The sequence below is a fragment of the Bradyrhizobium sp. ISRA436 genome (assembly GCF_029910015.1).
GTDB lineage: Bacteria > Pseudomonadota > Alphaproteobacteria > Rhizobiales > Xanthobacteraceae > Bradyrhizobium.
The window spans coordinates 3,208,211-3,227,147 of sequence record NZ_CP094519.1; the positions used below are offsets into that span (position 1 = coordinate 3,208,211).

19 protein-coding genes and 1 tRNA gene are annotated in these 18,937 nt (G+C 63.6%); 11 read left to right on the forward strand and 9 right to left on the reverse strand.

Going from position 1 to position 18,937, the window contains the following annotated elements; all coding sequences use genetic code 11:
- Nucleotides 1–105: 105 nt before the first annotated feature.
- Together MTX23_RS15130 and MTX23_RS15135 are read left to right on the forward strand one after the other, a co-directional pair.
- Entirely contained in the window at nucleotides 106–2,817 is a 2,712-nt protein-coding gene (locus MTX23_RS15130; RefSeq protein WP_280977465.1) for an EAL domain-containing protein, read from the forward strand.
- Nucleotides 2,818–2,898: 81 nt separating this feature from the next.
- Nucleotides 2,899–3,195: a septal ring lytic transglycosylase RlpA family protein gene (locus MTX23_RS15135; protein ID WP_280977466.1), complete on the forward strand. Its 297-nt coding sequence runs from the start codon at nucleotides 2,899–2,901 to the stop codon at nucleotides 3,193–3,195.
- A gap of 36 nt (nucleotides 3,196–3,231) precedes the next feature.
- On the opposite strand, the gene MTX23_RS15140 is transcribed toward MTX23_RS15135, so the two are convergent.
- Nucleotides 3,232–5,700 carry a PAS domain S-box protein gene (locus MTX23_RS15140; RefSeq protein ID WP_280977467.1) on the reverse strand — a complete coding sequence of 823 codons (2,469 nt, stop codon included), beginning with the start codon at nucleotides 5,698–5,700 and terminating at the stop codon, nucleotides 3,232–3,234.
- Between the two features lie 71 nt (nucleotides 5,701–5,771).
- The gene (locus MTX23_RS15145) at nucleotides 5,772–6,536 is read right to left on the reverse strand and encodes a thermonuclease family protein (protein WP_280977468.1); all 765 of its coding nucleotides are present in this window, start codon (nucleotides 6,534–6,536) and stop codon (nucleotides 5,772–5,774) included.
- An 82-nt stretch (nucleotides 6,537–6,618) separates the two neighbouring features.
- On the opposite strand from MTX23_RS15145, the gene MTX23_RS15150 reads away from it, so the two are divergent.
- The 5 genes from MTX23_RS15150 (at nucleotide 6,619) to MTX23_RS15170 (ending at nucleotide 10,510) form a co-directional block, all read left to right on the forward strand.
- Entirely contained in the window at nucleotides 6,619–6,744 is a 126-nt protein-coding gene (locus MTX23_RS15150; protein ID WP_280977469.1) for a hypothetical protein, read from the forward strand.
- Nucleotides 6,745–6,798: 54 nt separating this feature from the next.
- Entirely contained in the window at nucleotides 6,799–7,005 is a 207-nt protein-coding gene (locus tag MTX23_RS15155) for a hypothetical protein (protein ID WP_280977470.1), read from the forward strand.
- Between the two features lie 179 nt (nucleotides 7,006–7,184).
- On the forward strand, nucleotides 7,185–9,200 hold the full coding sequence (locus MTX23_RS15160) for an acetyl/propionyl/methylcrotonyl-CoA carboxylase subunit alpha (protein ID WP_280977471.1): 2,016 nt from the start codon (nucleotides 7,185–7,187) through the stop codon (nucleotides 9,198–9,200).
- 147 nt (nucleotides 9,201–9,347) lie between these two features.
- Nucleotides 9,348–10,214 (forward strand): isocitrate lyase/PEP mutase family protein, encoded by an 867-nt coding sequence (locus MTX23_RS15165; protein ID WP_280977472.1) that lies wholly within the window; start codon nucleotides 9,348–9,350, stop codon nucleotides 10,212–10,214.
- Nucleotides 10,211–10,510, forward strand: a complete 300-nt coding sequence (locus MTX23_RS15170; protein WP_280977473.1) for an acylphosphatase — start codon at nucleotides 10,211–10,213, stop codon at nucleotides 10,508–10,510. The genes MTX23_RS15165 and MTX23_RS15170 overlap by 4 nt, the downstream gene beginning before the upstream one ends.
- Nucleotides 10,511–10,754: 244 nt before the next feature.
- On the opposite strand, the gene MTX23_RS15175 is transcribed toward MTX23_RS15170, so the two are convergent.
- Nucleotides 10,755–11,612 (reverse strand): LysR family transcriptional regulator, encoded by an 858-nt coding sequence (locus MTX23_RS15175; RefSeq protein WP_280977474.1) that lies wholly within the window; start codon nucleotides 11,610–11,612, stop codon nucleotides 10,755–10,757.
- Between the two features lie 110 nt (nucleotides 11,613–11,722).
- On the opposite strand from MTX23_RS15175, the gene MTX23_RS15180 reads away from it, so the two are divergent.
- Nucleotides 11,723–12,148 (forward strand): 4-oxalocrotonate tautomerase family protein, encoded by a 426-nt coding sequence (locus tag MTX23_RS15180; protein WP_280977475.1) that lies wholly within the window; start codon nucleotides 11,723–11,725, stop codon nucleotides 12,146–12,148.
- Nucleotides 12,149–12,151: 3 nt separating this feature from the next.
- Here the strand turns inward: MTX23_RS15180 and lipB are convergent, their stop codons facing one another.
- Nucleotides 12,152–12,880, reverse strand: a complete 729-nt coding sequence (lipB, locus tag MTX23_RS15185) for a lipoyl(octanoyl) transferase LipB (protein ID WP_280977476.1) — start codon at nucleotides 12,878–12,880, stop codon at nucleotides 12,152–12,154.
- Between the two features lie 60 nt (nucleotides 12,881–12,940).
- Here lipB and MTX23_RS15190 point away from each other — a divergent pair, with 60 nt between their 5' ends.
- Complete coding sequence (locus MTX23_RS15190) at nucleotides 12,941–13,183, forward strand: FliM/FliN family flagellar motor switch protein (protein ID WP_066505938.1); 243 nt, start codon at nucleotides 12,941–12,943, stop codon at nucleotides 13,181–13,183.
- 98 nt (nucleotides 13,184–13,281) lie between these two features.
- A tRNA-Leu gene (locus tag MTX23_RS15195) sits at nucleotides 13,282–13,366 on the forward strand.
- A gap of 23 nt (nucleotides 13,367–13,389) precedes the next feature.
- Here the strand turns inward: MTX23_RS15195 and MTX23_RS15200 are convergent.
- The 4 genes from MTX23_RS15200 to MTX23_RS15215 all read right to left on the reverse strand — a co-directional run bounded on the left by MTX23_RS15200 (nucleotide 13,390) and on the right by MTX23_RS15215 (nucleotide 15,406).
- Nucleotides 13,390–13,644: a hypothetical protein gene (locus MTX23_RS15200; RefSeq protein ID WP_280977477.1), complete on the reverse strand. Its 255-nt coding sequence runs from the start codon at nucleotides 13,642–13,644 to the stop codon at nucleotides 13,390–13,392.
- 6 nt (nucleotides 13,645–13,650) lie between these two features.
- Nucleotides 13,651–14,208 carry a hypothetical protein gene (locus tag MTX23_RS15205; protein WP_280977478.1) on the reverse strand — a complete coding sequence of 186 codons (558 nt, stop codon included), beginning with the start codon at nucleotides 14,206–14,208 and terminating at the stop codon, nucleotides 13,651–13,653.
- A gap of 24 nt (nucleotides 14,209–14,232) precedes the next feature.
- Nucleotides 14,233–14,562, reverse strand: a complete 330-nt coding sequence (locus tag MTX23_RS15210; RefSeq protein ID WP_280977479.1) for a hypothetical protein — start codon at nucleotides 14,560–14,562, stop codon at nucleotides 14,233–14,235.
- A 100-nt stretch (nucleotides 14,563–14,662) separates the two neighbouring features.
- Nucleotides 14,663–15,406 (reverse strand): adenosylhopane nucleosidase, encoded by a 744-nt coding sequence (locus MTX23_RS15215; protein ID WP_280977480.1) that lies wholly within the window; start codon nucleotides 15,404–15,406, stop codon nucleotides 14,663–14,665.
- A gap of 246 nt (nucleotides 15,407–15,652) precedes the next feature.
- On the opposite strand from MTX23_RS15215, the gene MTX23_RS15220 reads away from it, so the two are divergent.
- A complete protein-coding gene (locus MTX23_RS15220) occupies nucleotides 15,653–16,879 on the forward strand; it encodes a GNAT family N-acetyltransferase (protein WP_280977481.1) in 1,227 nt (408 codons plus the stop codon).
- Nucleotides 16,880–17,169: 290 nt separating this feature from the next.
- On the opposite strand, the gene MTX23_RS15225 is transcribed toward MTX23_RS15220, so the two are convergent.
- Nucleotides 17,170–18,765 carry an efflux transporter outer membrane subunit gene (locus tag MTX23_RS15225; RefSeq protein WP_348637557.1) on the reverse strand — a complete coding sequence of 532 codons (1,596 nt, stop codon included), beginning with the start codon at nucleotides 18,763–18,765 and terminating at the stop codon, nucleotides 17,170–17,172.
- Nucleotides 18,766–18,937 lie beyond the last annotated feature (172 nt).

Below are 18,937 nucleotides of genomic sequence, written 5' to 3' on the forward strand. Positions count from 1 at the left end.
GGACCCGCCCATGGATGCGTCAGCAACTTAACCGTCCGATAACTGATTTTCCTAACCGCCCCTTGGGTTGTGTTCCCGTAGAAGGGCGCGCGCAGGGACAGGAAAATGCCAATTCGTTCAGCGAACGACGCGACGCCGGAACACCGGTGGCTGTCGATAGAAGGGATGCGGCGCGCCGCGAGGCTTGGCGCCATTCAGTGGCTCGTGCTGAGCGCCGCGCTGCTGGTGCTCGCGATCACGCTTGGCACCGGCTATCTCGCGCTGCAATTCCGCGAACGCGCACTCGAGGTTTCCGAACGGGAGCTCAACAACACCGCGCTCCTGCTGTCGCGGCATTTCGACCAGCAGCTCAACGATCTCCAGCACGTCCACGATGACATCGTGAACTACTTGCAGGCCGGCCGGATCGACACCGCCGATCAGTTCGAAAAGACCATGTCGCAGTTGAGCGTGCACGAAATGCTGCGCACGCGACTGGCGACGTTGCCGCATGTCGGCGGCCTCAATCTCTTCAACGCAAAGGGATGGCTGATCAACTCGTCCGAGACGTGGCCGGTGCCTGATATCAATATTTCGGACCGGCGCTACTTCCAGGAGTTCACCTCGGGCAAGCCAACGCCCGATGTTATCGTTGAACCCGTGATGAGCAAGGTGACGGGAAACTGGACCACGATCTTCGCGCGCAAGATCACGGGACGCAACGGCGAGATCATCGGCTTTGCCAGCCGTGGCATCGAACCCAGTCATTTCGAGGATTTCGTCGCGTCGTTGGCCCTGAACGGCGACACCGTGATCTCGATGATTGACTGGGACGGCACGATCATCGCGCGCTATCCCCAGGACGCCAGCGTCGTCGGTCAGAACCTCATGAGCCAGCGGTTGTTCCGCAGGGTTCTGCGGCTGCACGGCAACACCTCGGGCCGTTTCGTCGGCTCGATGGGCGAAGAGAAGGTCGGCGCCGTCCGATCACTGTCGCATTTTCCGATCCTGATCGTCGCCACGTCCAAGGTGTCCAGCGCGTTGGAAAACTGGCGCGCGCAGACCAAGCTGCAGTTCTTCGCCGCAGTGCTTGCGGTGGTCATCGTCGTCGTCACGATCTTCCTGATCGTGCGACAGCTGCAGCGCCAGCACGATGCGGCGCAGCGCAGGCTGTCCGAGCAGAGCCAGCATCTCGACACCGCCATCAACACCATGACGCAGGGCCTCTTGCTGTTCGACGCATCGGCACGGCTGGTGATCTGCAATCAGCAGTACATCGACATGTTCGGCGTGTCGCCCGATGTCGCCAAGCCGGGATGCCCGCTGCGCGACCTGATCCTGCACCGGCAGGCGACCGGTTCGTTCGTCGGCGATGTCGACGAATATTGCGCTCGCTTCACCAATCCGGAGAACGACAGCGTCCAGGACATGGTGATCGCGACGCCGGACGGCCGCAACATCCGCCTGATCTACAAGCGTTCGCCTGACGGCGGCTGGTGCGCCACGCTCGAGGACGTCACCGAGGGGCGGCGCGCGCAGGCGCAGATCGAGTATCTCGCGCATTACGACGCCCTGACCAATCTGCCGAACCGGACGCTGTTCCAGCGCCATGCGGAAGAGTTGCTGCTTAAGCCCGACGCGGGTGAATTCGCGATCCACTATATCGATATCGACGAATTCAAGCGCATCAACGACACGCTGGGGCACCTGATCGGCGACGAATTCTTGAGGGGCGTTGCGGATAAGCTGGGCCAGTCGGTCGGGCCCAACGACTTCATCGCGCGTCTCGGCGGCGACGAGTTCGCCGTGGTCCAGCACGACATTGCCTCGGACGACGATGTCAGCCGTCTGGTTGCGCGGATCTATCAAGCGTTGCGCACGCCGTTCATCTGTCATGGCCATCGGCTGTCGAGCGATGCCAGCATCGGGATTGCGATCGCGCCGCGCCACGGCACCGACCTGTTCGGGCTGCTCAAATGCGCCGATCTCGCAATGTACGCCGCCAAGGCGGCCGGCCGCAGGACTTTCCGTTTCTTCGATCCGGCGATGGAGCGGCAGGCCAATCTGCGCCGCGAGCTCGAGGCCGACCTGCGAACGGCGTTGGGCGATGGCGGCTTCGAGCTTCACTACCAGCCGCTGGTCGACCTGCGCAGCGACGAGGTGACCGGCTGCGAGGCGCTGTTGCGCTGGCGGCACCCGGTGCGCGGCATGATCTCGCCGGCCGAGTTCGTGCCGGTTGCCGAGGAGACCGGGCTGATCGAGGAGATCGGGCAGTGGGTGCTGCGCACCGCCTGCATCGAGGCCGCCGGCTGGCCGGCGCATGTGCGCGTCGCCGTCAACGTTTCGCCGGTTCAGTTCCGGTCGGAGACGTTGGCGCTGAAAGTTGCCAGTGCGCTCGCCGAGAGCGGGCTTGATCCGCGGCGGCTCGAGCTCGAGATCACCGAGGCGGTGCTGATCGCCGACGACGATGCGGCGCTTGTCACGCTCGGCGAGCTGCGGGCGCTCGGCGTCCACATCGCGCTCGACGATTTCGGGACCGGCTACTCGTCGCTGCAATATCTGCAGCGCTTCCCGTTCGACAAGATCAAGATCGACCGCAGCTTCGTCAAGGAAGTGACGCGCAACACCGGCTCGGCCTCGATCATCCGCGCGGTGGTCTCGATCGCTGCCGACCGCAACATCATCACGACGGCCGAGGGCGTCGAGACCGATCAGCAGCGCGACACAGTGCAGATGCTCGGCTGCACCCAGATGCAGGGTTATCTGTTCAGCAGGCCGATTCCTGCGCTGGATGTCCGGACGCTGCTGGCGGCCGACGGTGTCGAGAATGCGGCGTAACCGCCGTGTAACAGCCATATTTGTAGGGTGCCGTTCTGCCGGCACCGCGTTCTCTCGCGGGTCTCGAAGGGCAGGCAACCAATGAAAACCGCAGCAACGTCCGCGGCCATGCTGCTGTTTGCCAACTGCATGGCGAACGCAGAGAGTGGCCTTGCGTCTTACTATGGCGGCATCGGCAGGCGTGGCGAGATGACCTGCGCGCATCGCAGCAGGCCATTCGGCAGCATGATCACGGTATCCTATCGAGGGCGAACGATCCGATGCCGCGTCAATGATCGCGGTCCATTCGTGCGCGGCCGGATCATCGATGTCTCGACCACGGCGGCGAAAGCGCTCGGCATCCTGCAGCTCGGCGTCGCGCATGTGGTGATCGAGTAGCTGCGGTCGACGCGCAGAGCACTCCGGTCTTGGCACTCACGGCTTGGAGACGGTCGCCCGTTGCTCGGCGATCGCCTTCCTGAGCGTGCGCGACAGCGCTTCGACCGAATAGGGCTTCTGGATCAGCTCGAAGCCGCTGTGGGCATTCTCGGCGAGCACGTTGCTGTAGCCGCTGGTCAGCACCACGGGCAGGCCGGGAAAACGTTCGCGGATGGTGCCGGCGAGTTCGACACCATTCATGCCCGGCATGATCACGTCGGAGAACACGAGGTCGGCCGAGAACTCGTTCTCCGACAGGATCGCCAGCGCCGCGTTGGCGTTGGCGGCGCGCTTGACCGAATAGCCGAGATCCTCGAGCAGCTCGGTAGAGAAGCGGCCGACATCGTCATTGTCTTCCACGAGGAGGACGCGATAGCCGCGGCCGATCGAGGCCTGTTCACTGCCGGCGGCCGCCGCGATCTTGGCGTCGGCGGGCCGCATGGCCTGCGGCAAATAGATGGTGAAGGTCGCGCCCTGTCCGAGCGTGCTCGTGACCTCGATGTCGCCGTCGGATTGCTTGACGAAGCCGAAGGCCTGGCTCAAGCCGAGGCCCGTTCCCTTGCCGACTTCCTTGGTCGTGAAGAACGGTTCGAAGATCGCGTCGAGATTTTCCGGCGAGATGCCGGTGCCGGTATCGTGGATCGAGACCGCGACGAAGTCGCCGCTGCGCGAGGCCTGGGCGCGCAGGGCAGGGATGGTCTGAACCTTCCTGACCGCGATCGTCAATTGGCCCTCGCCATTCATCGCATCGCGGCCGTTGACCGCCAGGTTGATCAGCGCGGTCTCGAACTGGCCGATATCGGCGATAGCGTAGCAATCGGCATCGTCGATCCTGACCTCGATGTGGATCCGCGCACCGACCAGCGGGCGGATCAACTGCGTCACGCTGTCGACCTGCGCGCCGACATTGAACACTTCCGGATTGAGCGGCTGCCGGCGTGCAAAGGCCAGCAATTGGGCGGTCAGCTTGGAGGCCCGCTCCACCGTCTCGGAGATCGCATCGATGTAGCGGCGGCGGCGCTCCTCCGGAAGCTCGCGGCGGCGCAGGAAGTCGGTGGCGGAGCGGATGATGGTCAGGAGGTTGTTGAAGTCGTGCGCGACGCCGCCGGTGAGCTGGCCGACGGCTTCCATCTTCTGCGACTGCCGCAGGGCCTCCTCGCCACGGCGGCGCTCGGTGATGTCGACCGCCTCCGGCACCGCGCCGACGACGGTGCCGTGCCGGTCGTGCAGCGGCCGCACCTCGAAATCGAAATAGCGGTCGCCGATCGGCAGCCGCAGCAGCATTTCGGACTTGACGTCCTCGCCGCGCATCACCGTGGCGAAGATGCTCTTGATCGCCTCGGACGCGCCCTCGGTCGTGCTGAACCACGGCGTATCCCAGAACGGCTTGCCGACGACATCGGCGGCCTCGGCGCGGATGCCGGCCAATGCGGTCTTGTTCGCATAGAGAAGCTCGCCGTTCTGATTGAGCAGCGCCTGGTATTGATGGCTGGTCTCGAAGATCGCGCGCATCTGCGCCTCGTTGGACTCGAGCTGCGCAGTGCGTTCGGAAATCCGCCGCTCCAGCGACTCGTTAAGCTTGCGCAGCTCGATCTCGGCCTGCTTGGCGGCGGTGATGTCGTGGGCGACGCCGATGAAGCCGATATGCTTGCCGTTCGGGTCCCAGCGCGGTTGCGACTCCGAGCGCAGCCAGCGCCAGTCGCCCGCGGCGTTGCGGTAGCGTGCCTCGAGCACGAACGGCTTGAGCGAGAGCTCGCCGGTGATCTGCTCCTGCAGGATGCGGGGCAGGTCGTCCGGATGCAGCGCCTTCCGCCAGTCGAAGACGATCGCCTCCTCGAAAGGCAGACCGAGGAAATCGAGATAGGCCTGGTTGGCGAAGGAGCGTGTGCGGTCGAGCTTGGTCACCCAGATCGGGACCGGGGCGCTGTCCGCGATCAGGCGAAAGCGCTCCTCGCTCTCGCGCAGGGTCTCCTGCGCCAGCATCTGATCGGTGACGTCGAGATCGGCGCCGACCAGACGCAGCGCGCGGCCGTGGCGGTCGCGTTCGATCTTGGCAACGACGCGGATCCAGCGGCTCTCGCCGTCATTGGGGCGGATGATCCGGTATTCGGCCGTATAGTCTGCGCCGCCGTCCTTGAGCACACTGAAGAGGTGCTTGATCGTGCGCTCGCGGTCCTCGGGGTGAATGCGCGCGACCCAGTTCTCGTAGGTCTCATGGGCCTCGTCGGCCGACAGCCCGTGAACCAGCAGATATTCGGGTGAGCGGCGGTTCCGGACGCCGTCGCGGAAATCGATCTCGAGCCCGCCGACCCGCGCGATGCGCTGGATCCTGGCGAGCTCGGCCTCGCGTTCCTGCAGCTCGCGATGGGCGCGGTCGCGTTCGCGCGCGATCTCCTCGAGATGCTGCCGCAGCCGTTCCGCGGCCGCGGCCTCGGGGAACACATCGAAGGGATCGGAAGGGGTCATTCGCGCCGGCAACCTCTTCGCGCAGTCTCACACAGGACGAGGCGGCTTTGCCAGCGTGATTTGGCGAGATGTCACTTCCCCTTGCTGGGGGGACGGCAATTATAGGCCCGGCGGAAGCCGGCTGCCTGCGCATCCTCTTCGGAGCAGAACCAGCGATCCGGATTGGTTAAGCCGGGGTAACTGCGGCAGGCCTGCAAATGGTAGATGCCGATGTCGCCGGTGACGCGGGCGCGCACTGCGTATTTGCCCTTGATATTGCAGCTTGCCGGCATTGGGGGATCGCTGGGGAAGAGTGCGTCGCGGATCTGCTGCTCGCGGTCGGCCGGGCAGGCGGCGCCGAGCAGCGGGCCGTCCTTCCTGCCGCGGCGAAAATCGTGCGGCGCGACGAAGCAGCCTCGCCAAAGCCCGACACGACTGTCCTTGGCCGCGCCTTCATCGGGCTGGAAGCGACCGCTGGCCGACGCCTCGACGTTCAGGGCATACCCTCGCTCGACCAGCAACTGGCTCAGGCTGGTCGGGTCGCCCTCGACCTTGCAGACGCCGAGGCGCCGCTTTTTGGCGGTGGGGTCAACACCGATATCGTCGCAGTGAATTGGCTTGTCCCCGATCAGCTTGGCGAGCTGGTCGCGCGCCTCGATTCCGCAGGTCCAGACGTCGGCATGCTCATCGGTGCAGAGCTGGTCGATCGCCGGCGCATCGATGCCGTCGAGCCGGTAGACCGTATTGCCGAGCTGGACCGCGCCGGCGTCCTTGACGATTGCGGTGACGGCGAGGCTGGGATCGATGGGCAAAGATGTCAGGAGCAACGTCGCGACAAAGGGGACTCGAAACCGCATTTTCTTCACTTCGGGTGTTGGGCGGGGCGGCCGACTTCTAGCACAGGCTGGCGTGATCCAACCAAGCGCGTTGAGGGTGAACATGCGGGGGCTCACGGCCGATCTGATCCTTGGGGCACCTTTCGAGCTCGCCGCCACCCTGATTCTGATGACCATTCTGCGGAAAAATATTCCGGCTAGCGGCGTGCTCGCCCAATCGATGGATTGACTTGCTTGGAACAAAATAGGAACATTGCTTCATCAACTGATCCGGACAGCTCCCATGATTTCCGCAAAGCCCCAATCCGACGACGATGACGGGCTGGAGGCGGCTGTCGATCAGGCCATTGCGGCTTGCGGCGGGGACATGCGTTCGACCATCCGCGCGCTGATCGTCGCCAATGAATTCCTGGAGAGCGAGGTCTGCGAGCTGATGAAAGCGGTCGCGCAAGCCTATTCGCGCGGCCGCTTCAAGACTTATTCGGGCTGAAATACCCCTCCGGCTACCGCCGGAGGCAAGGCAGGGCCGCGATTAGACCGTTGCCTCCCGGGCGTTTTGCTGTACCACGGACTGGTGACGCTCAATCGCCCGTGCCAGATTGCGCGGGGAGGATCCTGCCAAGTCGAACAATCCAAATCGAACAATCCAAGTCGAAGCCCAAGAAGAGCATGTTCAAACGAATTCTGATCGCCAACCGCGGCGAGATCGCCTGCCGGGTCATCAAGACTGCGCGCCGTATGGGGATTGAGACGGTCGCCGTCTATTCCGAGGCGGACCGCGACGCGCTGCATGTCGAGATGGCTGACGAGGCCGTGCTGATTGGCCCGCCGCCCGCGGCCGAGAGTTACCTTTTGATCGACAAGATCGTCGATGCCTGCCGCAAGACCGGCGCCGAGGCCGTGCATCCCGGCTACGGCTTCCTGTCCGAGCGCGAGGCGTTTCCGCGCGCGCTGGAGGCGGCGGGCATCGTCTTCATCGGTCCGAACCCCTGCGCCATCGCCGCGATGGGCGACAAGATCGAATCGAAGAAGGCCGCCGCCAAGGCCAAGGTCTCCACCGTGCCGGGCCATCTCGGCGTCATCGAGGACGACAAGCACGCGGTGCAGATCGCCGAAGAGATCGGCTACCCCGTTATGATAAAGGCCTCCGCCGGCGGCGGCGGCAAGGGCATGCGCATCGCGCATTCGAAGAAGGAAGTCGCCGAGGGCTTCAACCTTGCGAAAGCGGAAGCCAAATCGTCGTTCGGCGACGACCGCGTCTTCATCGAGAAATTCATCGTCGATCCGCGCCACATCGAAATCCAGGTGCTCGGCGACAAGCATGGCAACGTGATCTATCTCGGCGAGCGCGAATGCTCGATCCAGCGCCGCAACCAGAAGGTCATCGAGGAGGCGCCGTCGCCGCTGCTGGATGAAACGACCCGCCGCAAGATGGGCGAGCAGGCGGTCGCGCTGGCCAAGGCCGTGCACTACGATTCCGCGGGCACCGTGGAATTCGTCGCCGGCCAGGACAAGAGCTTCTACTTCCTCGAGATGAACACCCGCCTGCAGGTCGAGCATCCCGTGACTGAACTGGTCACCGGCATCGACCTCGTCGAGCAGATGATCCGCGTTGCCGCGGGCGAGAAGCTGGCGATCGCGCAGAAGGACGTCACCTTGACCGGCTGGGCGGTGGAATCGCGCGTCTATGCCGAGGATCCGTTCCGCAACTTCCTGCCGTCGATCGGGCGCCTGGTGAAATACCGTCCGCCCGCCGAAGCAAGCCATGACGACGTCACGATCCGCAACGACACCGGCGTGCAGGAGGGCGGCGAGATCTCGATCCACTACGATCCGATGATCGCCAAGCTCGTCACTCACGCGCCGTCGCGCGCGGCCGCGATCGAGGCACAGGCGACCGCGCTCGATGCGTTCTATATCGACGGCATCAGGCACAATATTCCGTTCCTGTCGGCCTTGATGAATCACCCGCGCTGGCGCGAGGGGCGGCTCTCGACCGGCTTTATTTCGGAAGAATTCCCGAAGGGATTTTCCGCCCATCCCCCGGAGGGCGAGATCGCACGGCGGCTGGCCGCGGTCGGCGCCGCGATCGACCATGTGCTAGGCGAACGCAAGCGGCAGATTTCCGGCCAGATGGGCGGCCGCGTGGTGCAGCGGGAGCGCCGCCGCGCGGTTTGGCTCGATCGCGCCGAGATCGCGCTCGATGTCGCGCGCGAGGCCGATGGAATTGCGGTGCGCTTCATCGGCGCCGACGGGCTCCCCGGCAATCCGCACAACCTCGTCTCGAGCTGGGTCCCGGGCGAGCCGGTCTGGCAGGGCACGATCGACGGCAACTTCGTCGCCATGCAGGTGCGTGCGATCAGCAACGGCTTCCGCCTGGCACATCAGGGCTACGAGGTGCCGGTCTATGTCTTCACCGAAACCGAGGCGACGTCCGCGCGGCTGATGCCGGTGACCTCGGCGGCCGACACCGGCAAGAAGCTGCTGTGCCCGATGCCCGGTCTCGTAGTGTCGATCGCGGTGGCCGAGGGGCAGGAGGTCAAGGTCGGCGAGACGCTGGCCGTGGTCGAAGCCATGAAGATGCAGAACGTGCTGCGCGCCGAGCGCGACGGCACGGTGAAGAAAATCCACGCCGCCGCTGGGGCCACGTTGGCGGTCGACGCGTTGATCCTGGAGTTTGCATAGCGAGAGCAACCGCATCGTCATTGCAAGCGCAGCGAAGCAATCCATCTCTCCCCGTAAGCAAGAATGGATTGCTTCGTCGCTTCAGCGCAAATTTGCTTTGCAATTTTGTCGCGAGCCGCTCGCAATGACGAGGATGGAGAGGAACACATGGCCTTCCGCAAACGCCGCGAAGCACTGCGGTCAATCCTGTCCGGATCAACCTGCATCCGACCCGGGTCGGTCTACGACGCGACTTCGATCCGGATCGCGGAGGACCTTGGCTTCGAGCTCGGCATGTTCGGCGGCTCGGTGGCCTCGCTTGCCGTGCTTGGCGACCCCGACATCGCGCTGATCACGCTGACCGAGCTTGCCGAGCAGGTGCGGCGGATGTCGCGCGCCTCAACTCTGCCGTTTCTCGTCGATGCCGACCATGGCTATGGCAATGCGCTCAACGTCCGCCGCACCGTGCAGGAGCTCGAGGCGGCCGGCGCCGCGGGTCTCACCATCGAGGATACGCTGCTGCCGCAGGCGTTCGGCCAGGCCAAGACGCAGTTGATCTCGCTGGAGGAGGGCGTCGGCAAGATGAAGGCCGCGCTCGATGGCCGCGGCGACCCGTCGCTGGTCATTCTGGGCCGTACCGGCGCCGTCTCGATCACCCATCTCGACGACGCAATCGCGCGCGCGAAAGCTTATGAGGCGGCCGGCGTCGATGGGCTGTTCTTCACCGGCATCAAGTCGCGTGGTGAGCTGGAGGCGCTCTCGGCTGCAACAAAGCTGCCGATCGTGCTCGGCGGCGCGCCGGAGGAGATGACGGCGCTGGATTATCTGGCAGGCCAGCGCGTCAGGATTGCGCTGCAGAGCCACGCGCCGTTCGCGGCCGCGACCCAGGCCGTCTACGAGACGCTGAAGGCGTTGCGCGAAGGTACTTCGCCGAAAAATCTCAAGGGCATCGCCTCGTCCGGACTCACCGGCCGTGCGATGCGCGAGGCGGAGACCAAGGCGCGCAGCGCCGAATTCCTGGGTCTGAAGACGTGAGCGGCGTAATCCGCCACGTCACCATCAGCGGCCGCGTGCAGGGCGTCGGCTACCGCGCGTGGGTCGAGGAGCATGCGGTCTCGCGCGGCCTCGAAGGCTGGGTTCGCAATCGCCGCGACGGCAGCGTCGAGGCGGTATTTTCCGGGCCCGAGAATATCGTTGCCGACATGATTGCGGTATGCAGCCGCGGGCCGGTCTCGGCACGGGTCGGTGCCGTGCAGGCCGAGACCGGTAATTCCGACCTTCTGAACCTGCGCCGGGCAGGGGAGCGGTTTTCGGTGCTGCCGACATTGTAAGGCACCGGGCATGGCGCAATCTCCTTTGCGACCGTGGACCGGGCTCAGACCGATAGCCCGGCGCGCGGCCTAAAATAATTTGCCCAACCGGATCAGCTTGGACGAGGACCGCCGGCGGCCACAAAGGAAAACTTGCTACCTGCGACAACAGCACTCCCGAGTGCATCGCCTGTGTCAGGGACCTGCCGCATCGCGCGTGCTTGCCCGTGCGCAGCGCGTTCGAGGCGATCCTGTGAGTGTCACGTCACGCCGCGGCGGCAACGCTCCGGAATGTCGCCGCCAACGTCCGCAGCGCCGCCAGCTTGGCGGGATCGCTGACTTTGGAATGCAGCATCACTTTTGACGCGCCGAGCCGCGGCAATTTGTGTGCGGGCCCGACATCGATCAGGCTCGCCGGCGCGATACGCCGGGCGAGCGGTGCCACAGCAAGGCCCGCGAGGGCGGCGGCCGTGACTGCGGTGACGCCGCCGCCGACGAAGCGTTCGGTCCAGTCGATGCCAGCCTTGTCGAGCGCGCGAACGGCGAGGGCACGGACGCCGCAGGGCGGTGCCAATGTCGCGAGCGGCAGGGCATCGCCAAGCGGCCATACGAAGCGCTTGGTCGCGAACCAGCCGAACTCGTCGTCGGCCAGCTTTTCGCCCCCGCGCCGGCTGCCTTCCTGGCGCACGATCACCGCGTCGAACTCGCCGGCGTCGTAGGCGTCGAGCATGGTGCGCGAGAAGCCGATGGTCACGGCAAGGGCGAGTTGCGAGGCCATGGCATGCAGCCGTTCCAGCAGCGGCACCAACTCGGGGCCGGCGGCGTGATCGCTGATTCCGAGCGTGAGCTGCTGCCGCGCCGGCCTCTCGCCCGACAGCGCGCGGTCATGCGCTTCGATCAGCGCGCGGGCGTGAGGCAGGAAGGCCGAGCCGTCGGCGGTCAGCCGCACCGCGCGCGGCGAGCGCTCGACCAGCCGCTTGCCGAGCACGGCTTCGAGCCGCTGCAATTTCATGCTGATCGCGGCCTGCGTGGTGCCGAGCGCCTCGGCGGCGCGGGTGAAGCCTTGCAGCTCGGCGACGAGGAGGAAGGCTCGCACGGTGTCGATGTCGAGGGTAACCATCAATAATCGTTATCACTGATACTGGTACAGATAAGATACCAAGATGATGCGGGAAGGTCTAGCTCAAGCACGCGCGATTTACGCGCGCCAACGGAATTCAAGGAGACCGACCTATGCCTCTCATCACCGTCACCTATGCCACCTCCCGCGCAACGCCGACCCTGAAGTCCGACATTGCCGCAGCCGTGTCGGAGCTCACCGCCAAGATTCTGCACAAGGATCCCAAGGTCACCGCGATCATCGTCAAATCGGCCGATGCCGCCGACTGGTTCGCCGGCGGCAGGTCGCTCGCCGAGCAGGGGCTCGCGAGCTACTGGCTCGACATCCACGTCACCGAAGGCACCAACACCAAGGACGAGAAGGCGGCCTATCTCGCAGCTCTGTTCAAGCGGATGGGCGAATTGCTTGGCCCGCTCCACACCGAGAGCTACGCCCATGTCGACGAGGTGAAGGGCGACGCCTACGGCTTCGGCGGCCTGACCCAGGAGCGGCGCTACATCGCCGGCAAGCTCGAGGTCGCGCCGCAGAAGGTGGCCTAGTTTCTAGGCCGTCGCGTCCGGCAGGCGCGCCTCGGTGTCGCCGAACACCTCGGCGAAGGCCTGCCGGAGCGCGACGTCGACATCGGCCAGGGTCACAGGCAGCCCGAGGTCGACCAGCGAGGTGACGCCGTAGCGCGGATCGACCACGCCGCACGGCACGATCGCCCGGAAGTGGGAGAGATCGGGCTCGACGTTGATCGCGATGCCGTGGAAGGAGACCCAGCGGCGCAACCGGACGCCGATCGCGGCGATCTTGTCCTCGTGTCCCGGCCCCTTGTCCGGGCGGCGGACCCAGACGCCGACGCGGTCCTCACGGCGCTCTCCGCGGACGTTGAAGGCGGCGAGCGTGCGGATGATCCATTCCTCCAGCGAGGCGACATAGGCGCGCACGTCGGGCCGGCGCCGCTTCAGGTCGAGCATCACGTAGGCGACCCGCTGGCCAGGGCCGTGATAGGTCACCTGGCCGCCGCGGCCGCTCTGGAAGGTTGGAAACCGCGGGTCGAGCAGGTCGCCAGCCTTGCCGCTGGTCCCGGAGGTATAGAGTGGCGGGTGCTCCAACAGCCACACCAACTCCGATGCGGTCCGCCCGGCTATGGCGGCCACCCGGGCGTCCATGGCGCTGAGGGAATCGGGGTAGGGCACCGGGGCGTCCGAAATCCGCCATTCGACCGCGCCGTTGCCCGAGGGCAGGGCAAAGGTCGTCAAATCAAGGCCTTGGCGGTCGTTAACCATTGGCTAACCCTAACGTGGTCAGGTGAACCCACAATTTAGTTCCAGTTCGGCGGTTCAGAAGTGGCCACCCTTGATAAAGTCAGCGTAGACCTCATGGTGGTCCTTGGCACGACGACCATGCCCATCCACCAGGTGATGCGGCTATCCCGCGGCGCCATCATCGAACTGGACGCCACCGAGGCCGACGAGGTCAAGATCCTCGCCAACAACCTTCCGGTCGCCAGCGGCGTCGTTCTGGTCGACCGCAACCGGATTGCGGTCGAGGTCAAGCAGATGCTGCCGAAATCACCCGATGTTCGGTAGTTAATTCATTCACGAACTGCCTTGTCCCTGCATCCGTGATTTGTTACATGGCGCCGTCGATCCGGCGGCGCCCTAGGGGTTCCATCCGGCATCCCAAAGCGCTCGTGGCGGAATTGGTAGACGCGCTGCCTTGAGGTGGCAGTGGGTAACACCGTGGGGGTTCGAGTCCCTCCGAGCGCACCACCTCCACATTTGGCGTTGAAATCTCAGGATTTTTTCCGCCGGTTACTCTCAAAAGTTACTATTCTGTCCTCGTCTTCCGGCATCGTCAGATCGACGATGTTCTGCATTTGATCGTAGGCGATCAGCTTGTTCATGCCGTCGAATCCAAGCCGCTCGCTGTCGGCCTTCGCGATGGAGATCAATGGCATCTTCTCGTCCTTCCAACTGAACATCGCCATCATGTGCGGGATCGTTGCGCCCGCATAGGCCACGTCCTCGGCGCGCCTTCCGCACGCCATGGCAGTTCATCTCGGGCTCGTTGATCCCGGCAAGGCGAGCGTACTTCTTGAATTTCGCCGCCCAGGCCTTCTTGGCCATCGGCAGCACCTCGCCCTTGACCTGCCGGTGAACACCTCGCGAGTCCCCAAGATGCCGGCATCGCGGGCTGCGGCGAGCGACTTGGCAAAATCAGGGTGGATCGGAATCGAAACCTTCGTCGAGCCCTTGCTCTTCTCGGTCGCGATCTCGATCGCCATCTGCTTCAGGATTCGTTTCAGATGCGACGGCCCGAAGCGGTCCGCATCGCCTAGGCGCAGGAAGGTGTAGTGCAGGATGTCAAACATCAGCCGCGCCTCGGTGCCGAGCGGCCAGCGTGCGCGGTACTTCGCCATGTGCTCCTCGCTCCATGGCACCCAACCGCCGCTCTCGTGCGAGGCTTTCGCCTTACCGCTCTTGAGCCCGATGGTCGGATCGTCCTCCGGGTCGAGGCGCTCCTCCTCGATCATCCAGCGGATCGTGTGGCGCAGCGCCGACAACAGGTTGCCGGCCTGAACCGGCGTCCGCGCCCTCAGTTCCTCGCGCACCTTGCGGGTCAGCGCCGCAAATGGTCACTCGCCATTGTCTTCGATCAGCGACTCGATCAGTCCGGTGCGCGTGTCTCGCGTGCTGTCGGCCAAGCCGTCCTCGCCGATCGCGGGATTGCCAAGCCAGCGGTCGCTTTGTCTGTAAGGCGTCCAGTCATCGCGTTCGGCTGCTGGATCGATGTTGTCTACGGTCAAGGCCTGTAGAGAACGGCTTACCCTCTCCATCCGAACAGGCGACCAGAAGGCGATCATACGACCTTCCACATGGACTTTGCACTCTTGGCCGATAACAATTGAATTCGCGATCGCAAGGATTTTGGCCCAGGCCACGACAGAGCCCGACATCATCTTCAATGACACTGAGCGCCCTAACCATCTGCTCGTCGAGGTGGCAAACGTCAACGAGCGGCGATCACGCACCCGCTGTGGCAAACAGGCTTTGCGACGTTGTCCATCATGAACGCTCCAGATAGCGCTCATCCAAGCCATGAATGGGGAACTCGATGCTCGAGCTTGGCTCTGGCCCACATGCTTGCAAAGAGGGGAGCCCGAAGCCAGGGCCAAGCAATTGACGGCAGCGAAGCAACGCATCGAATCCGGCCAATGCGTCCAGGGCGGTCCGAAGCAGCATCGGTAATTCACCAGGCTGTCTCATGATCGCGCGGATCAGTGCGGCGAGATCAATCGTCCCGTTTGCACGCACCGTAGCCAAGGCGGCAGTAGGGATCCGGCGGGTGGCCGGATCCATGATGACGCGGACGGCGGCCATCGGGAGATAGCGCGCTGCAGCGATGCTCGCCACCACATGAGATTCATTATCGACAGCCAGCGCGCCTGTACTGATATGCAGCGATCGCTTTGCCTCCGGATGCGCCGCGATAGTTGTAACGCCAGCAATAGGGCCGTGAACTGCTTCGGGGATAAGTCGAAGCAAGGCTTGCGACCAGTTTCGGTCAGTTGTGAGTTCGACGGTCTCTGCGATAATCCTGGATGCTACAATGCATGTTCCTGCGGCGAGGCTGGGCGAAAGGCCGCCTGCGACGCCAAAGCTAATCAGCCCGCAGCAATCCCCGGATATTGCAGACGCGAGAGAGCTTGCGAGGGTGCTGCCATCGCCGCTACAAATGGCGTGCGTATGGAAGTCCGTAGCAAGCCTCGCCTCAAACGCGAGTCCCGTCACTCCAATTACTGCTGCCAAGTGTCCACTCCTTGAAATGGCACGCTGACCAGCGCTCATGATGGATCGCGGGGTGCTCCCGCGCGCCACAAGGTATGCGTAAGGCAAGCCCGGATCACTGGCGCCAAGACACTCCAGCACTGCCGCTCCAACATTAAATCGCAAATTACGAATGAGTTAGTTTCTAACGGATAAGTCAGCTTTGGGGTTTGCAGCATCGTGATAAGCTGCGGCCTTGCGGGCGCAGATCATGGCGAACGTAAGACCGTGTCGGAAGCAAGGACAGCGCACTCGACAAGCCGAGTCGTCGACGTATCGGGACACGAGCCGAAGCAATTTGCATGGTGTCTCGAAGTCATCGCACGCAACGATTTGCAGCATTGTACGCGCTGGCAGGTCGCGTTCGCGAACGAGCGAAAGGATCATCGATATTACGAACTGGTCGAGGATACGCTTCATCCTGAGTTCGACTACCGGTATTTCGCTATAAAGGACGAGGTTGGCCGCGTTTGTGCCGTACAGCCCTTTTTCCTGCTGGACCTGGATTTGCTGGTCGGAGCGAGCCCGCGCTTTGGCCTGCTAATCGACGCTATCCGCGACCTATGGCCGCGCCTGATGCGAGCGCGCACGCTGATGGTGGGGTGCGTAGCTGGTGAAGGCCATCTTGATGGCGACGAGGCTCGCCATCGCACCCGCGCGGAGCTCCTGGCTTCAACGATCACAGGACATGCGCGTAGCCTCGGAGCAGGTCTGGTCGTGTTCAAGGAGTTTCCGGCGCGGTATCGATCGGTTCTCGAATGTCTGGTTGACCACGGATTCACCCGCATCCCCAGCATGCCTATGACCAGGCTTTGCATCGATTACGCAAGCTTCGACGATTATATGAGGAGCGCGCTCAACAGCGCGACGCGCAAGAAGCTGCGCAAGAAGTTTGCGGCGGCGGCGCGGGCCGCCCCGCTCGAAATGAGCGTCGTCAACGACGTGACTCCCGTGATCGCGCAGATTTATCCACTGTATCTCCAGGTATATGCGCGTTCGAAGCTGCACTTCGAAAGGCTCACGGAGCAATATTTCTGCGACCTTGGGCGGCGGATGGGGGACAAGGTCCGATTCTTCCTCTGGCGCCAGAGCGAGCGGATCGTCGCATTTGCAACGTGCATAGTGCATGGTGACGCGATCTATGTGGAGTACATAGGGCTCGACTACGATGTCGCGCTCGATCTACACCTCTATCACTATGTGTTTCGCGACTTGGTCATCTGGGCGATTGCCAACGGGTACAAATGCTTTCGGAGCGGCGGGCTGAACTATGATCCAAAACTGCACCTCAGGCACTTACTCGATCCGATCGACCTATATGTTCGGCACACGTCCGAACCGATCAACGCGCTGTTGAGGCACGTTTTGCCGGTGATCGAGCCAACCCGATACGACGGGACGCTTGCGAAGTTCCGCAACTATGAGGAGCTTTGGGTGACGGATCGAGTCGCCTGATGGGGGCAACCCACAGCGCAGCAAAATTGCACCCTCACGTCTTCCGGCCAGGCCGATGGTGTTTGCGTCGAGCGCACGCCGAGCGCTTCCGCAGTTTCGTCAGCGTTCATCCCAAGTCGAAGCGAAATCATGTTCGGCACTGCAATTTCTGGCTGCTGTGCCGTTGCAGGAACCGCTGTGGGCGCGAAGGCCAGCAATGCCATCACGTGCAACGTGCGCTTTCTCATGAAACCTCCTGTGGGCCACTCGCATCAAGGCTATCGAAGCCAGCGCTGCCAGACGATTCCGACTCATTGCAGCGACGCCAGCGTTCCGCTTGGCGTCCATCCACCGCCGAGCGCCTGGAAGAGGCTGCTCGCGGCCGACAGCTTCGAGAGCCGAACCTGCACCAATGTGTTTTCGGCGCTAAAAAGCGTCTGCTCGGCCTGTAGCACGGTAATGAGGTTGGCCGTTCCTCCACGCAGCTGCGACTCGGCGACTTCGAATGCCTTCCGCGAACTCGCGACAACTTGTCCCTGCAGTCGCTCCTGAAGCGTGAACTTCTGCAACGCGATGAGGGCCTTCTCGACATCGGAAAAGGCCGACAGTACGGCTTTGCGATAGGCTTGGAGATTCTCCAGCTGCACGCCCTTCGCTTGCTTCAACTGGCTCTCTAGCAAGAACCCGTCAAAGATTGGCTGAGTAAGGTTGGCCGTCAGGGTGTAGAACCAAGCACCGGGTGTGAACAGCGACGCCAGCGCGGTGCTCCGGAATCCGGTCGTGCCTGTTAACTGGATCTGCGGAAAGAACGCCGCACGCGCTTCCTCGACGCTGAAGTTGGACGCGGCAAGCCGCGCCTCGGCCTGGCGGATGTCCGGCCTCTGATAGAGCAATTCGGATGGCAACCCCGGTGTAACTCGCGGCACTTTAATGCGGCTAGTCGAGCCGCCATGCACCGAAAGATTTGCTGGCGCGCGTCCAACCAGAACCGCGAGCGCGGCCTTGTTCTGTCCTAGAGTGACCTCAAGTGGGGGGATTGCGGCGCGCTGGGTGGCAACCAGCGCCTCCTGTTGCGAAAGATCAAGCTGGGATGCCGTTCCGCTAGCGAATCGGTCCTTGATCACGGAAAGAATTCGTTCGGCCGCAGCCAAATTTTGGCGCGTCACGCGAAGCTGGTCCTGGGCGGTCAAGACCTGGAAATACGTATTGGCGACGGTGACGATCGCCGTCAGCGTGACGACTTCGCGGTTGTACCTTGAGGCGGTCGCATTTTCCTCCGCAGCATAGAGCGCAGCGCGGTTCTTGCCCCAGAAGTCGAGCATGTAGCTCGCGGTGAGACTTGTGCTGAACAGCGAGAAAGTCAGGCCGCTACCTGCGCTGCCAGCGCTTTGAACACCGCTAGCTGGGTCGCCAGTGGCACTGATGCCGCCGCCGAGGCTGCGGGCGACGCTGCTTATCGGGCCGAAATGCGCGCGCTCGGCGCTTGCCGCCCCACTCAGCGACGGCAGCAACGGCGCGCCCGCCATTCCCACCTGGGCATCGGCCTGCACGATCTGAGCGACCGCCACCGCTATATCGAGGTTATTGAGCTGGGCTGCCTCCATCAGCGAGGTGAGTTCGCCGGATCCAAAGCCGCGCCACCAGTCGACAGCCGGGACGGCGGCGTCGGCGTCGCCCTTGGGTGCTGCGCGATAGGTTGCGGACATATCGAGATTCAAATCGGGCCGTTCCGATCCCAGAATGCAGCCCGACAAACCGGGGGTAAGCGCGAGTGCAAGCAGCGTGGAGGCCCTGCGAAGCCTGCCGCATCCGCGCATCGCGCGAACAGCTCTACGAACCCTCGGCGTCGGTTGCCTTCTCAGCCGGAAAGCGGACTGGATACTGCCGTTTGTGCCGATGATCCGCATCTCGTTCTCCGACTACGATGAATGCATCAAGGATATTCGAGAAAGAAGCGTTCCGTTTTTGCAATACGGCCCGACGCGAGCAACTCGCACATCGGGCGGTTAGGCCGCCGATCGATGTGCAGGATCGATAGTCTGATCGCCTTTGGCTTCGCGACGTGCCCTACCGGACTGT